Source organism: Pseudomonas sp. TREG-RG-20F-10-E-6-01 (assembly GCF_022662455.1).
GTDB lineage: Bacteria > Pseudomonadota > Gammaproteobacteria > Pseudomonadales > Pseudomonadaceae > Aquipseudomonas.
In genome coordinates, this window is the sequence record NZ_JAKNQP010000003.1 from 614696 (window position 1) to 628756 (window position 14061).

Below are 14061 nucleotides of genomic sequence, written 5' to 3' on the forward strand. Positions count from 1 at the left end.
CAGGAAAAATAGTGTTACAACTCTCAAAAGGGACAGTGCAGGCACCATGCCAGCCGAGCGAAAAAATAAATCCCTTATATTTCAACAAGATACAAAAATTGAACTAACTTAAACCATGCAAGTTGCAAGAAATGATCGAAAACAGCGTGCTTTATGCAATCCCCCAACGCCCACGGCCCGTGTGGACGCTGGCCGGCATGAAAGTTGTGTCAGTTTTGCCAAGATGAAGTTTAATTTAGGAAGCGTTCAGGCATTTCTTGGCAAAATGCCCCCACTTCTAGTGTGAATCGCTCACCAGGTAATCCTATGACCCGTATTTTGACCATCGAGGATGACGCCGTTACAGCCCGCGAGATCGTCGCCGAGCTGAGTAGCCATGGACTGGATGTAGATTGGGTGGACAACGGCCGTGAAGGCCTGGTCCGCGCTGTTAGTGGTGATTACGATCTGATCACCCTCGACCGTATGCTGCCGGAACTCGATGGCCTGGCCATCGTCACGACCCTGCGCACCATTGGCGTGTCGACGCCGATCCTGATGATCAGCGCCCTTTCCGATGTTGACGAGCGGGTACGCGGCCTGCGGGCCGGCGGCGATGACTACCTGACCAAGCCGTTTGCGTCCGACGAAATGGCCGCCCGCGTTGAAGTGCTGCTGCGGCGCAAAAGCACGGTCAAGGAGTTCGAAACCGCCCTGCGCGTTGCCGACCTCGAACTCAACCTGATCAGCCGCGAAGCCAGCCGCGCCGAACAGCCGCTGAGCCTGCTGCCCACCGAATACAAACTGCTCGAATTCCTGATGCGCAACACCGGGCAGATCCTGTCGCGCATGATGATCTTCGAAGAAGTCTGGGGTTATCACTTCGACCCGGGCACCAACCTGATCGACGTGCACATCGGTCGCCTGCGCAAAAAAATCGACCCGCCGGGCCTCACGCCGCTGATCCGCACGGTACGAGGTTCCGGTTATGTCATTGCTGAACCCCTCTAAAGGCTGGCGCTCCTCCAGCAGCCGCCTGCTGGCGCTTTACAGTTCGCTGTTCGTCGCCTGGAGCTGCATCCTCATGGGGGTGCTGTATTACGAGGTGTCGGGTTACCTGGGTGACCTGTCGCGTCACTCGCTGATGCAGCGTCAGCACCTGTTTCAACGCTTCGACGGTGAAGAACTGGTGGAAGCCCTGACCACCAGCATGACCTTTGACATGAAAGGCGTGGACGCCTACGGCCTGTTCGATGAGCAATTTCGCCCCTTGAGCGGGCCGATCCGCGCAGTGCCACCGGACCTGCCGCTGGACGGCAAGATTCACGCCCTGGCCAACTGTGTCGACTCTGACGACCCGAAACTGCCCAAGGACAGCTGCGATGCGGTGGCCACCCACACCGAAGACGGCCGCTGGCTGGTATTGGTGCGCGCCAACGGTTCGCTGTTTGGCGTGACCCGGATCATCTGGCATGCGCTGCTGTGGGCACTCTCCCTGACGATTATTCCCGGTGCTGCCGGTTGGCATTTGTTACGCCGTCGCCCGCTGCGGCGCATTCGCGGGATTCAGGCCAGTGCCGAGGCCATCGTCGCCGGTGACCTGACGCACCGCCTGCCGTTGTCTGACCGACGCGACGAACTGGACATGCTCGCCGCCATCGTCAACGCCATGCTCGACCGCATTGAGAAGCTGATGAACGAGGTCAAGGGTGTGTGCGACAACATCGCCCACGACCTGCGCACGCCGCTGACGCGCTTGCGCGCGCAGCTCTACCGCATCAAACAAGAGGCAGAGGAAAACTCCGTCTACGCGGTGAAACTGGACGATGCGATTGCCGAAACCGATACGCTGATGGCGCGCTTTCGCGGGCTGTTGCGCATCTCGGAGCTGGAAGACCACCAGCGCCGTTCGGGTTTCCTGGTGATGGACCCGCTGCCGCTGTTGCGCGAACTGCATGACTTTTACCTGCCCCTGGCAGAAGAAGGCGAATTGCAGCTGCGCCTCGAAGTGCCCGACTCGCTGCCGTGGATTACCGGCGACCGCGCACTGTTGTTCGAAGCCTTGGCCAACCTGTTGAGCAACTCGATCAAGTTCTCGCCACCCAACGGTGAAGTGATCCTGCGTGGCGTCAATGATGCCGGCAGCACGCGGATCGAAGTGCACGACTCAGGCCCGGGCATTCCCGCTGCGGAGCGCGACGCGGTGTTCCAGCGCTTCTATCGCGTGGATGAAAGCGACCAGCAAGGCGGGTTCGGGTTGGGCTTGTCGATTGTCGCGGCGATCATCAACCTGCATGGGTTCAAGTTGGAAGTCGGCAACAGCCGATGCGGGGGCGCATGCCTGCTGCTGGAGTGTCGGCAGCAATTGATGCCTGAAGCCTGAAAATCACCTCGGTAAAAATGTGGGAGCGGGCTTGCTCGCGAATGCAGAGTGTCAGTCACCGCAAGCATTGACTGACCCACCGCTTTCGCGAGCAAGCCCGCTCCCACATCAGGCGTGCTTCGCCTGTTAGAAGTTGGCGCGCAGCGCCTCAAGCCCGCCGCTGTACACGCCGGCGAACAACTCCTCCACCGCCGCATCCGTGGTCCCCGCCGCCGGGGTGAACACGCCGGACCACGTCACTTTCGCCGACGCATCGGTCAACGCCTCAACCTGCAACGTCGCCAGGTAAGCACTCACCGGAAACGGCGATTGCTCGATGGTGTAGCTGTAAGTGCGCGCCACGTTATCAAAGCTCTGCAAGCGCTCGACCACCACACCGCCGTCCGCGGTTTGCAAGTGACGCACACGCCCGCCGTCGCTCGCCTCGCTTTTGACGATAAACGCCAGCCAATCGGGCAGCGCGTTAAAGCCGCCAATCAATTGCCAGACCTGATCAGCCGAAACCGGAACCTCAATCACCGAAGAAGCTGTCGCCACAATAAATACTCCAAAAAAATTACAAGAGTTCAGATCGCCATGCTGTCGACAACACCACCGTCGACGCGCAATGCGGCGCCCGTGGTTGCAGCAGACAAGGGTGAAGCAATGTACGCCACCAGGTTGGCCACTTCATCCACATTTGCCGCGCGCTGGATGATCGACGTGGGCCGCGCATTGCGCACAAACACGTCCGCCTCTTCCCGCGCACTGCGCCCGGACTTGGCGGTGGCGTCTTTGAGCATCTGCTCCAGGCCGTCGGTAAAGGTCGGCCCCGGCAGCACCGCATTGACCGTCACACCGGTGCCGGCCAGACGCTTCGCCAAACCATGGGAGACCGCCAGGTTGGCACTTTTGGTCACGCCGTAGTTGATCATGTCCGCTGGCGTTGCCACCCCGGACTCCGAAGACAGAAAGATCACCCGCCCCCAGCCCTGCTCAACCATGCCCGGCACATAATGCCGCGCCAGGCGCACGCCGGAGATCACATTGACCTCGTAGAAGCGCGTCCATTCGCTGTCTGGTGCGTCGAAGAAATCCACATCGTTGAAGATGCCCAGGTTGTTGACCAGGATGTCGGCGCGCGGTTCGGCCGCAAAGAGTTTCTCTGCGCCTTGCGCTGTGCCGAGGTCCGCCACCAGCCCGCGCAGATCCGCGCCCGGCACTGCCTGACGAATGCTCGCCAGGGCGTCGTCAACCTTGCCCGCTTCCCGCCCGATCACCACCACAGTGGCGCCGGATTGCGCCAGGGCCTGGCTGATGCCCAGGCCGATCCCGGCAGTGCTGCCGCTGACAATCGCTACTTTGCCGCTTACATCGATTTTCATCTGAGAACTCCTGAAGTTAGCGTGGCAGCGGTGCGCTGGCCGACATCAACTGTGCGTCGCGCAAGGCCTGCCAGAAGGCTGCCGGAATCTTCTCTGACAACGCCGCGACGTCTTCGGCAATCCGCCCCGGACGACTGGCACCCGGAATCACGGCAGCCACCGCCGGGTGGGCCAGGGAGAACTGCAGCGCTGCGGCTTTCACGCTCACGCCAAACGCCTGGGCAATCGCCTTGATCTGCTCGACCTTGCTGATAATCGCCGGGCTGGCCTTCTGGTATTCGAAGTGCGCACCGCCCGCCAGGATGCCCGAGCTGTAAGGCCCACCGACGACGATTTCGACGTTCTGCGCCAGCGCGGCATCCATCAGGCGTTGCAGGGCACGCTCGTGGTCCAGCAGGGTGTAGCGGCCGGCGAGCAGGAAACCGTCGGGCTGCGCTTCGGTCAGGTCCAGCGTCAGTTCGCACGGCTCGACGCGGTTCACGCCCAGGCCCCAGGCCTTGATCACGCCTTCTTCACGCAGACGGGTCAGCACTTTGAAGGCGCCGGTGCGGGCCTGGTTGAAGTAGTCCAGCCACTGGTCGCCGTAGAAATCCTGGGCGATGTCGTGAATCCACACGATGTCCAGACGGTCGGTTTGCAGGCGCTTCAGGCTGTCTTCGATAGAGCGCAGCGTGGCGTCGGCGCTGTAGTCGTTGAGCATCTTGTTCGGGCGGCCATATTCGAACACACCGCTTTTTTCGCCGAGGTCGCGGGCGCTTTCTTCGACTTCGTCGAGAATCACGCGGCCGACTTTGGTGCTGAGCACAAAGTCATCGCGGTTGTACTGCGACAAGGCTTGGCCCAGACGGATTTCCGACAACCCCGAGCCGTAGAACGGCGCGGTGTCGAAGTAACGCACGCCGCTGTTCCAGGCGGCTTCGACGGTGGCCTGGGCTTCGTCTTCGGGAATGGCGCGGAACATGTTGCCCAGCGGTGCAGTGCCAAAGCCCAGTTGGCCGGGCAGTTTGTCTTTCAAGCTCATGGTGGTTCCTCAATAGGGTTCAGGGTCGCTGTGACCGTTGAGCCGATCCTAGATTGCGTAGATCGGACCGTCCAAGACATACTGCGACCAACTTGAGTCCTGCGAGGTCTTACATGATTGATCTGCGCCAACTGCGCTACTTCGAAGTCGTTGCCGAAGAAGAACACGTCGGCCGCGCCGCCGAGCGTTTGCACATCTCCCAGTCGCCCTTGAGCCGGCAGATCGCCCAGCTCGAAGAGCGTTTGGGCCTGACCCTGTTCGAACGCAGCCAGCAGCGCATCCGCCTGACGCGCGACGGCCAGACGTTTCTGGCCGAAACCAAGGCGCTGCTGACCCACGCCAATCGCCTGGAGTCCCTGGGCAAACGCCTGGGTCGCGGTGAAGAAGGCGGCCTGTGCATCGGCTATATCGAAAACGCGATGCATGCCGGCGTGCTGCCCAACGCCTTGCGCGTGTTGAGAGACGACCGCCCCACCGTGCACATCAAGCTGTACAACTTGCCGTCGCTCGAACAGCTCGAAGGCCTGCGCCAGCGCAGCCTGGATATCGCCCTGGTCAGCGAACCACCGGCCGCCGATGACCCGGACCTGACCGCGCTGCAAGTGCTGGACGACCCCATGCTGCTGGCCCTGCCTGAGCATCATCCGTTGGCCAAACACAACGAACTGCTGCCCGAACACCTGGCCGATCAGGAATGGATTGGCGTGCAACGCAAAGCCGGCGCCCACCCGGCTGATGACTTTGTCGCGGCCTGCATCCGGGCCGGGTTTACCCCGCAAATCCCGATGGAAGCCAGCGAACCGTTCACCGCGTTGGGCCTGGTGGCCTCGAGCTTGGGCGTGGCGATGGTGCAAAAAGGCTTGAGCCGCAATGCCCCGCCCGGCGTGGTGCTGCGTGAGCTGCCGTGGCTGACCTACACCACACCGTTGTGGGCGGCGTGGCATCGGATCAATCTGCGCCCGCTGGTGGAAACCTTCCGCAAAGTGCTCACCGAACCCGAAGGCTGATGGAGATCAAACAGGTGGGAGCGGGCTTGCTCGCGAATGCGGTGAGTCAGTACCGAACAAGCCAACTGACACTGCGCTTTCGCGAGCAAGCCCGCTCCGACATTTGAATCGCGGCGCATCAGCTCACCCTCTCCCGCAGCCGGAACCACAACATCCCCAGCGCCAGCAGCGGTGAGCGCAAGGCCTTGCCGCCCGGAAACGTCATGTGCGGCACCTGGCTGAAAATGTCCAGGCCCTGGCTATGGCCGGCATGAATGGCTTCGGCCAAAAGCTTTGCGCACCAGTGGGTCACGTTCAGCCCATGTCCGGAATAGCCCTGGGCATAGAACACATTCGGGTATTGCTTGAGCCTCCCGACTTGCGGAAAACGGTTGGCGGTGATGCCGATCTTGCCGCCCCACTGGAACTCGATGGCGGTGTTCGCCAACTGCGGGAATACCTTGAGCAGCTTGGGTTGCATGTACGCGGCGATGTCCACCGGATCACGCCCGGAGTAATGGCACGCACCGCCGAACAACAGACGCCGGTCTGCGGAAAGCCGGTAGTAATCCAGCCCGACTTTCTGGTCACACAGCGCCAGGTTTTGCGGGATCAATTGCTTGGCGATAGCCTCGGACAACGGCTCGGTGGCGATGATGTAGCTGCCCGCCGGCAGCACCTTGCCGCTCAAGCGCGGTTCCAGTTCATCCAGGTGTGCATTGCACGCCAGCACTAGATGGGCGGCGCGTACCGTGCCAGCGGCGCAGCGCACTTGCACGGTGTCGCCGTGGATCAGTTCGAGCACCTGGGTGCGCTCGAAAATCCGCACCCCCAGCGACTCGGCCACCTGCGCCTCGCCGAGTACCAAGTTCAGCGGGTGCAGGTGCCCAGAGCCCATGTCCACCAAGCCACCGGCATAGACCGTCGAACCGACCACCTGCTGCATGTCCTGCGGTTCGACCAGCCGAGTCTCATGGGCATACCCAAGCGCCGCCAGGCCCTGCTGCTCGCCCTTGAACGCAGCGAATTGCGCGCTGGTATTGGCCAGTTCGCAAAAGCCCCAGCGCAGATCGCAGTCAATGCTGTACTGACGAATGCGCTCGCCCACCAGCGCCACCGAATCAATCCCGGCTCGCTCCAGGTAACGCACGCCCTCCTCGCCCACGTACTTGGCGAACCCCGACACGTCATGGCCGATGCCGCGAATCAACTGCCCGCCATTGCGCCCGCTGGCGCCCCAGCCGATGCGCCGGGCCTCCAGCAGAATCACCGAGAGCCCGCGCTGAGCCAGTTCAATGGCCGTATTGACCCCGGTGAAACCGCCGCCGATCACGCACACATCGGCGCTCAGGTCGGTGCCCAGCGATGGACGCTCAGGCATGGCATTGGCCGAAGCACGGTAATAGGACCGGGCGTGGTCACTGGATGAAATCATTTGTTGGTCTTCACTTTGCTCCAGGCGCGGGTCATCAGGCGCATGGTCGCCGGAGTCGGCGTGGTGGAAATGTAGAGTTTGTCGAGCACTTCCTGGGGCGGGTACACCTCAGGGTTGTTCACCAGTTCCGGCGCCATGAACGGCTTGGCGGCGGGGTTGGCATTGGCGTAGCCGACCGAGGCACTGACCTTGGCGATCACTTCGGGGTCGAGCAAATAGTTGATAAAGGCATGGGCCTCTTTCGGGTTGCTCGCGTCGGCAGGGATGGCCAGCAGGTCAAACCACAGGTTGGAGCCTTCCTTGGGAATCGAATAGGCGATATTCACGCCGTTCTTGGCTTCCTTGGCGCGGTTGGCGGCCTGGAACACGTCGCCGGAATACCCGAAGGCCACGCAGATATCGCCGTTGGCTAGATCCGAGATGTACTTGGAGGAATGGAAATACGTGATGTACGGCCGCAGGGTCAGCAGCTTGGCTTCGGCCTGTTTGTAGTCCTCGGGGTTCTCGCTGCGCGGGTCCTTGCCCATGTAATTGAGGATCGCCGGGAACAGCTCGTCCGCCGAATCGAGGAAAGCCACGCCGCACTCGTGCAGCTTTTTGATGTTCTCGGGTTCGAACAGCACCGCCCACGAATCGATGTGGTCGATGCCCAGCACCTGCTTGACCTTGTCGACGTTGTAGCCGATGCCATTGGTGCCCCACAGGTACGGCACTGAGTGCGCGTTGCCCGGGTCGTTTTTCTCCAGCAGCTTGAGCAGTTTGGGGTCGAGGTTCTTGAAGTTGGGCAGCTGCGAGCGGTCGAGCTTGAGGAACGCGCCGGCCTTCACCTGGCGCGCCAGGAAGTGGTTGGACGGCACCACCACGTCATAGCCGGTGCGCCCCGCCAGCAACTTGCCCTCCAGGGTTTCGTTGGAATCGAACACGTCGTAGACCACCTTGATCCCGGTCTTGGCCTGGAAATCAGCCAAGGTGGTCTCACCGATATAGTCCGTCCAGTTATAGACGCTGACCGTCGGCGCGGCTTGGCTGGCACTGCTGAACGCGGCCACCAGGGCCAGCGGGAGAAGCTTTTTCACAAGACGCATATCGACACCCCTTTTGAGTTTTTTTAGACGCTCAACAGCAGGAACTCACGTTCCCAGGAACTGATCACCCGCTTGAAATTCTCATGTTCGGCGCGTTTGACCGACACGTAGCCGCGCACGAACTTCTCGCCCAGGTACTGCTTGACCGTGTCGCAATCCTCCATCCGCGCCAGCGCGTCTTCGAGGGTGAACGGCAGGCGCAGGTTGCGGCGCTCGTAGGCGCGGCCTTCCACCGGGGCGCTGGGCTCGATCTTTTCGATCATGCCCAGGTAGCCGCACAACAAGCTGGCGGCAATCGCCAGGTACGGGTTGGCATCGGCGCCCGGCAAACGGTTCTCCACGCGCATCGCGTCGGGACTGGAAGTGGGCACGCGCAGGCCGACGGTGCGGTTTTCTTCGCCCCACTCCACATTCACCGGCGCCGAGGTGTCCGGCAGGAAGCGGCGGAACGAATTCACGTTCGGCGCGAACATCGGCAGCAGCTTTGGGATGTACTTCTGCAACCCGCCGATGTGGTGCAAGAACAGCTGGCTCATCTTGCCGTCGGCATCGACAAACACCGGTTTGCCGGTGGCGATGTCCACCACGCTCTGGTGCAGGTGCATGGCGCTGCCCGGCTCGTCGGCCACTGGCTTGGCCATGAAGGTGGCGGCCACGTTGTGCTTGAGCGCCGCTTCGCGCAGCGTGCGTTTGAACACGGTGATCTGGTCGGCCAGGTGCAGGGCATCGCCGTGGCGGAAGTTGATTTCCATCTGCGCCGGGCCGTCTTCGTGGATCAGCGTGTCGAGGTCCAGGCCCTGCAGCTCGCACCAGTCGTAGACGTCTTCGAACAGCGGATCGAATTCGTTGGCGGCGTCGATGGAAAATGACTGGCGGCCGGTTTCGGCGCGACCGGAGCGACCCACCGGGGTTTTCAACGGCAGGTCCGGGTCTTCGCAGCGCTGGGTCAGGTAGAACTCCATTTCCGGCGCCACAATCGGCTGCCAGCCTTGCTCGGTGTACAGTTGCAGCACCTTTTTCAGCACGTTGCGCGGCGACAGCTCAATCGGGTTGCCCTGCTTGTCATAGGTGTCGTGGATCACAATCGCGGTGGGCTCGATAGCCCACGGCACCACGTACGTGGCGTTGGACACCGGGCGGCAGATCATGTCGATGTCGGCCGGGTCGAGCAGGTCGTAGTAGATATCGTCGTCGACGAAGTCCCCGGTCACCGTTTGCAGCAACACACTTTCCGGCAGGCGCATGCCTCGCTCATGCAGGAACTTGTTGGTGGGCGCAATCTTGCCGCGTGCGATGCCAGTCAAATCACTGATCACGCATTCGACTTCGGTAATCTTGTGTTCTTTCAGCCAGGCGGACAGCTGATCGAAGGGGGCGTTCATAAGGACCTCGTCATGGGTTGGATGCATGCGCCTGCTTGTACTCGCGGCGCATTGAGGTCTATCTTGATGCCGCCGCACGCCGGCATCTATCCACTTTGCACCAACCACAACGCACCAATAGAGTGCGCCCAGGTTACCCATGACACAGGCAACAGCTTTGCGCGTACAGGCTTTCACCACCGGTGATGTGGCCGCTCAATGCAGTGCGACACCCGGTTGGGTGCAGCAGTACCAGCAGATGTCCCCAGGACATTTTGCCGGGCAGATCCGTTACCTCGACCTGCAAGGCGTGCAGGTGTACGAAGAGTGCATGAACACGCGCGTGGAGCAGAACTTCAACGCGCCGCCCGGCGCATTGGCGTTCTGTTTCGATGGCAGCGACAACGCGCTGTACCTGCTCAATGGCGAAAGCCGCAACACCTGGATCACCCCGGAAAACTACCGCGAAGTGGCCGTGGTGTTCGGCCCGCAGTTCGTGCAGCGCCAGGGCCTGGATGTGGCCCGACTTGAAGGCCTGTTCATGGCGCCGCTGACCTGTCAGCAGAACGCGCTGTTCACTCGTTGGCTCAGCGGCACCCTGACGCGGTTGTCCGCCACACTCGACCCGATCAGCCGCGACGCCCTCACCCAGCAGTTGCTCGACGATTGCCTGTTCATCCTCGACAACGCCTGCGTGTGCCTGGACCGCAGCTCATTGCAGCGACGCAGCGACGAACGCCTGCTGATGGCGCGCATCGGCGAGTGGGCAGCGGATGCGCCGGATGAAACCGTCAACTTGCTGGAATTGGCGCAAATCGCCGGCGTGCCGCTGCGCCAGTTACAGCAAGGCTTCAAGACCTATACCGGAATGAGCCCGGCGCAGTGGTTGCGTCTGCGCCGCTTGAACGGCGCGCGGCGCGAGTTATTGACCTCAGCCGACACCACCGTGGCCGAGGTCGCGATGAACTGGTCGTTCTGGCATTTGGGGCGGTTTTCGAATAGCTACCGCGCATTGTTCAAGGAACTGCCCAGTGAAACCCTGAAGCGCTCCAGCTGAAAGGCGGGACGACAGAACCATTCGCGATAACTTGTAAAACCTCGCACTTCCCCCTAGCTTATGCGCCCCCCCGTCCTGCGCTTTAAGGCCCTGCCCCCATGGTTTTGCGTTTTCGTCCTGCCGTTCACTCACGTTTTGCCCTCGGCCTGCTGCTCAGCGGCGGCATCGGTAGCAGCCTGGCGGCTGAAATAGAGCTGCCGGCGGTGAACGTCCAGGGCCAGGACGAGGCCGGCTACCGCAGTGAAACCGCATCAGTCGGCGGCTTCGATGAAGCGCCGTTGCTGGACACCCCGGCCTCGATCACAGTGATCAACGCCGCGCTGATCAAGGACCAGCAAGCGCGCCTGCTCAGCGAAGTGCTGCGCAACGATGCCTCGGTCGGCGACAGCTACGCACCGATTGGCTATTACGAAAACTTCGTGGTGCGCGGCTTCTCGCTCAATGCGGCAAGCAGCTACAAGATCAATGGGCGTACCATCACCGGCGAGCAGAACGTAGCCCTCGAAAACAAGCAGCAAGTGGAAGTGCTCAAGGGCCTGGCCGGTGTGCAGAGCGGTATTGCCGAGCCCAGCGGTGTGATCAACTACGTGACCAAACGCCCGCAGGACGTGCGCTCGGTCACGGTGTCCACCGACGATCGCGGCAGCGGTTACATCGCCACCGATGTCGGCGGCTGGTTCGGCAGCGAGCAGCAATTTGGCCTGCGCGCCAACGTGGCCCATGAAGACCTCAACAGCTATGTGGAGCACGCCAATGGCCAGCGCGATTTCGTGTCCCTGGCGTTCGACTGGACGATCAGCCCCGACGCCGTGCTGCAACTGGATGCGGAATACCAGAACAGGCAACAGCGTTCGGTGCCCGGTTATCAGTTGCTGGGCGGCACCGAGGTGCCCCACGATGCCTCGCCGAAAAAACTGCTGGGGCACCAGAGCGGTTCCAAACAGGTGGGCATCGACTCGCTGAACCTCAACGGCAAGTTCGAATACCGTTTCAGCGATCAGTGGAAAGGCACTATCAGCGCCGCGCGCAGCAAGGTGGTGATTGATGACTACAGCGCGTTTGCCTGGGGCTGTTATGGCTCGACCAGCTGTAGTTCATCGAACGTGCCCAACCATTTCAGCCCCGAAGGCAACTACGACGTCTACGACTATCGCAGCCCCGACGATACCCGCCGTGACGATGAAGTGCAGGCTGCAATGACCGGGCTGTTCGACACCGGCGGCCTGGGCCACGAGCTGACTGTGGGCAGCAGCGCGTTTCGCCGAATGATCGACAAGCGCGAAGCGGTCAACGCGTACATCGGCAGCGGCAATATCAACGAAGACGCACCGACCTTCGCGCCCACCGACGAACCGCTGAAAGACAGCCACCGCAACCTCGACAGCCGCCAGTACGGGCTGTTCGTCACCGACCGCATTCGCTTCAACGAGCAATGGCAAACCATTCTTGGCGGCCGCGAAGTGCGCCTGGATGAAAAAGCCTATGACGATAATGGCAACCAGGCTCGCCACACCCGGCAATACGTGTTCCTTCCTCAAGCTTCGTTGATTTACAAACCAGTGGAAAACATCTCGCTGTACACCAGCTACAGCAAAGGCCTGTCGCTGGGCGGCACGGCGCCTTGGTTCGCTGAAAACGCCGACGAAACTCTGGCTCCAACCGTGTCACGGCAAATCGAAGCCGGCGTGAAATACGACTGGCGCCGAATTAGCTTCGCCGCCGCCGTATTCCAGACGCATCAGGCCTATCAGTACGCCAAACCGGAAGATGGCAAGTTCACCTACGTGCAACAAGGCCAACAGAAAAATACCGGCCTGGAACTCTCCGCCAACGGCTGGGCCACCGACCGCCTGCAAATCGCAACCAGCGTGGCGGCGATTCGCGCGCGCGTGAGCAACAGCGGCACGCCGGAATACGAAGGTCATCAGGCGATCAACGTGCCCACGCTGCGCGCCAGCGTGTACGCCGACTACGCGTTGCCGTGGGTGAACGGTCTGGCGCTGCTCGGCGGTGTGCAATACAGCGCCAGGAAATACGCCAACCGCACCGGCAATGTTGAAGTGGGGGATTATGCAGTGGTCAATGTCGGCAGCCGCTACACCACCAAAGTCGAGGGCTATGAAACCGTGTTTCGCCTGAGCGTCGACAACCTGTTCGACAAACGTTACTGGCGCGACGCCGGCGAATACATGGGCGATGACTACCTGTTCCAGGGCGCGCCGCTGACGGCGCGCCTGAGTGCTTCGGTCAACTTCTAAACACCCGCGGCGCTGCCAGACACAGCGCCGCCACGCCACAGATCAACAGGCTCCAGCCCAGGTTCTGGGCCCAGGCCACCAGCCCAAGCCCGGCGCCGATCATCAAGTAATACAGCAAGCCGAACACTGCGGCGGCCGTGCCAAGCCGGTCGGGATAGCGCACCAGCGCGGCACCCAGCACATTCGGGATTGCCATGCCGAATGCCAGCACCACCAACAGCATCGGCCATACAAAAAGCCAGCTGTCTTGCAGCAGCACGACGAGCAAGCCCCCCAGTGCCGCTACGCCAGCGGCGCTCAGCACCAACTGCTCACCGTTCATGCCACGCCTTAGCAACCGCTTGTTCAGCCACGCCCCAAGCCCCGAACCCAGCGCCAGCAGCACGCCGCTGTAGCCGAACTCGGCAGCGGACAAACCCAGCCGCGCGAAGATAAACGGCCCCACGCTGTAATAGCCGAACAGCGCAATATTGAACGCCGCCACCAGGCCGACCGAGCGCCAAATGCCTGCGTCCCTGAGCATCAGGCCCAGCGTTTCGGGCAGCGACGCCGTCGACACTGAGGCAGGACGCGTCTCGGGCAAGGCCCACAGGCACCAGCCCCACAAACTCAGCGCCGCCAGCAGCAACCCGGCCAGCATGCCGCGATAACCGAAGTACGCCACCAGCGTCGCGCCACTGAACAAACCCAGCGCAGGACTCGCAGCCAGGGCGATGCCCATTATCGAAAACACCTGGGCCAACTGCGCACCGTGGAAGCGATCGCGCAGCACCGTCTGCGTCACCACCGAGGCGACCGCCGCACCAAACGCCGCCAGCGCCTGGGCCACTAACAAGGCATTGAACGTGGTCACACTCAAGGCCAGCACCGACGCCGCCACATACAGAGCCAATCCGGCCAACATCACCGGCCGCCGCCCCCAGCGATCACACAGCCGGCCCCACACCACGACCCCGAATGCGAACGCCAGGAAATACACCGACAGGGTCTGCCCTGCCCGTTCGGGCCCAACCGCAAACGCTTCGCCGATATCACCCAGGGCAGGGCTGTAAAGGGTCTGGGCCAATTGCAGAAACATCAGCAACGCCACAGTCAGCACCAACAGGTTTTGAACGTTCATTGACGACTCCTT

12 protein-coding genes are annotated in these 14061 nt (G+C 61.7%); 5 read left to right on the top strand and 7 right to left on the bottom strand.

The genetic code is table 11. From position 1 onward, the window contains the following. Positions 1–306: 306 nt before the first annotated feature. On the top strand, positions 307–990 hold the full coding sequence (locus tag L8K08_RS13125) for a response regulator transcription factor (RefSeq protein WP_003219726.1): 684 nt from the start codon (positions 307–309) through the stop codon (positions 988–990). After that, entirely contained in the window at positions 968–2362 is a 1395-nt protein-coding gene (locus L8K08_RS13130; protein ID WP_242197549.1) for a HAMP domain-containing sensor histidine kinase, read from the top strand. The genes L8K08_RS13125 and L8K08_RS13130 overlap by 23 nt, the downstream gene beginning before the upstream one ends. A 126-nt stretch (positions 2363–2488) precedes the next feature. Here the strand turns inward: L8K08_RS13130 and L8K08_RS13135 are convergent, their stop codons facing one another. Genes L8K08_RS13135 through L8K08_RS13145 form a run of 3 tightly spaced genes read right to left on the bottom strand, consistent with a single transcriptional unit; the run spans position 2489 to position 4747 of the window. Beyond that, positions 2489–2899, bottom strand: coding sequence for an SRPBCC family protein (locus tag L8K08_RS13135; RefSeq protein WP_242197552.1), 411 nt, complete (start codon positions 2897–2899; stop codon positions 2489–2491). 29 nt (positions 2900–2928) lie between these two features. Continuing rightward, complete coding sequence (locus tag L8K08_RS13140) at positions 2929–3726, bottom strand: SDR family oxidoreductase (RefSeq protein WP_242197557.1); 798 nt, start codon at positions 3724–3726, stop codon at positions 2929–2931. Between the two features lie 16 nt (positions 3727–3742). Then, positions 3743–4747 carry an aldo/keto reductase gene (locus L8K08_RS13145; RefSeq protein ID WP_242197560.1) on the bottom strand — a complete coding sequence of 335 codons (1005 nt, stop codon included), beginning with the start codon at positions 4745–4747 and terminating at the stop codon, positions 3743–3745. 113 nt (positions 4748–4860) lie between these two features. Here L8K08_RS13145 and L8K08_RS13150 point away from each other — a divergent pair, with 113 nt between their 5' ends. Continuing rightward, entirely contained in the window at positions 4861–5754 is an 894-nt protein-coding gene (locus L8K08_RS13150) for a LysR substrate-binding domain-containing protein (RefSeq protein ID WP_242197564.1), read from the top strand. A gap of 118 nt (positions 5755–5872) precedes the next feature. Here L8K08_RS13150 and L8K08_RS13155 read toward each other — a convergent pair whose 3' ends face one another. The 3 genes from L8K08_RS13155 to L8K08_RS13165 are packed head-to-tail and all read right to left on the bottom strand — an operon-like array spanning position 5873 to position 9635. After that, a complete protein-coding gene (locus L8K08_RS13155; RefSeq protein WP_242197568.1) occupies positions 5873–7168 on the bottom strand; it encodes an FAD-binding oxidoreductase in 1296 nt (431 codons plus the stop codon). Continuing rightward, a complete protein-coding gene (locus L8K08_RS13160) occupies positions 7165–8253 on the bottom strand; it encodes a polyamine ABC transporter substrate-binding protein (protein WP_145164639.1) in 1089 nt (362 codons plus the stop codon). Before L8K08_RS13160 ends, L8K08_RS13155 begins: the two co-directional genes overlap by 4 nt. Before the next feature lie 23 nt (positions 8254–8276). Continuing rightward, positions 8277–9635, bottom strand: a complete 1359-nt coding sequence (locus tag L8K08_RS13165) for a glutamine synthetase family protein (RefSeq protein ID WP_242197571.1) — start codon at positions 9633–9635, stop codon at positions 8277–8279. Between the two features lie 139 nt (positions 9636–9774). Here L8K08_RS13165 and L8K08_RS13170 point away from each other — a divergent pair, with 139 nt between their 5' ends. Together L8K08_RS13170 and L8K08_RS13175 are read left to right on the top strand one after the other, a co-directional pair. Next, positions 9775–10671, top strand: a complete 897-nt coding sequence (locus L8K08_RS13170; RefSeq protein ID WP_145164643.1) for a helix-turn-helix domain-containing protein — start codon at positions 9775–9777, stop codon at positions 10669–10671. Positions 10672–10769: 98 nt separating this feature from the next. Then, complete coding sequence (locus tag L8K08_RS13175; protein ID WP_242197574.1) at positions 10770–12929, top strand: TonB-dependent siderophore receptor; 2160 nt, start codon at positions 10770–10772, stop codon at positions 12927–12929. On the opposite strand, the gene L8K08_RS13180 is transcribed toward L8K08_RS13175, so the two are convergent. Continuing rightward, positions 12919–14049, bottom strand: coding sequence for an MFS transporter (locus tag L8K08_RS13180; RefSeq protein ID WP_242197577.1), 1131 nt, complete (start codon positions 14047–14049; stop codon positions 12919–12921). The two genes, L8K08_RS13175 and L8K08_RS13180, sit on opposite strands and share 11 nt — an antisense overlap. Positions 14050–14061 lie beyond the last annotated feature (12 nt).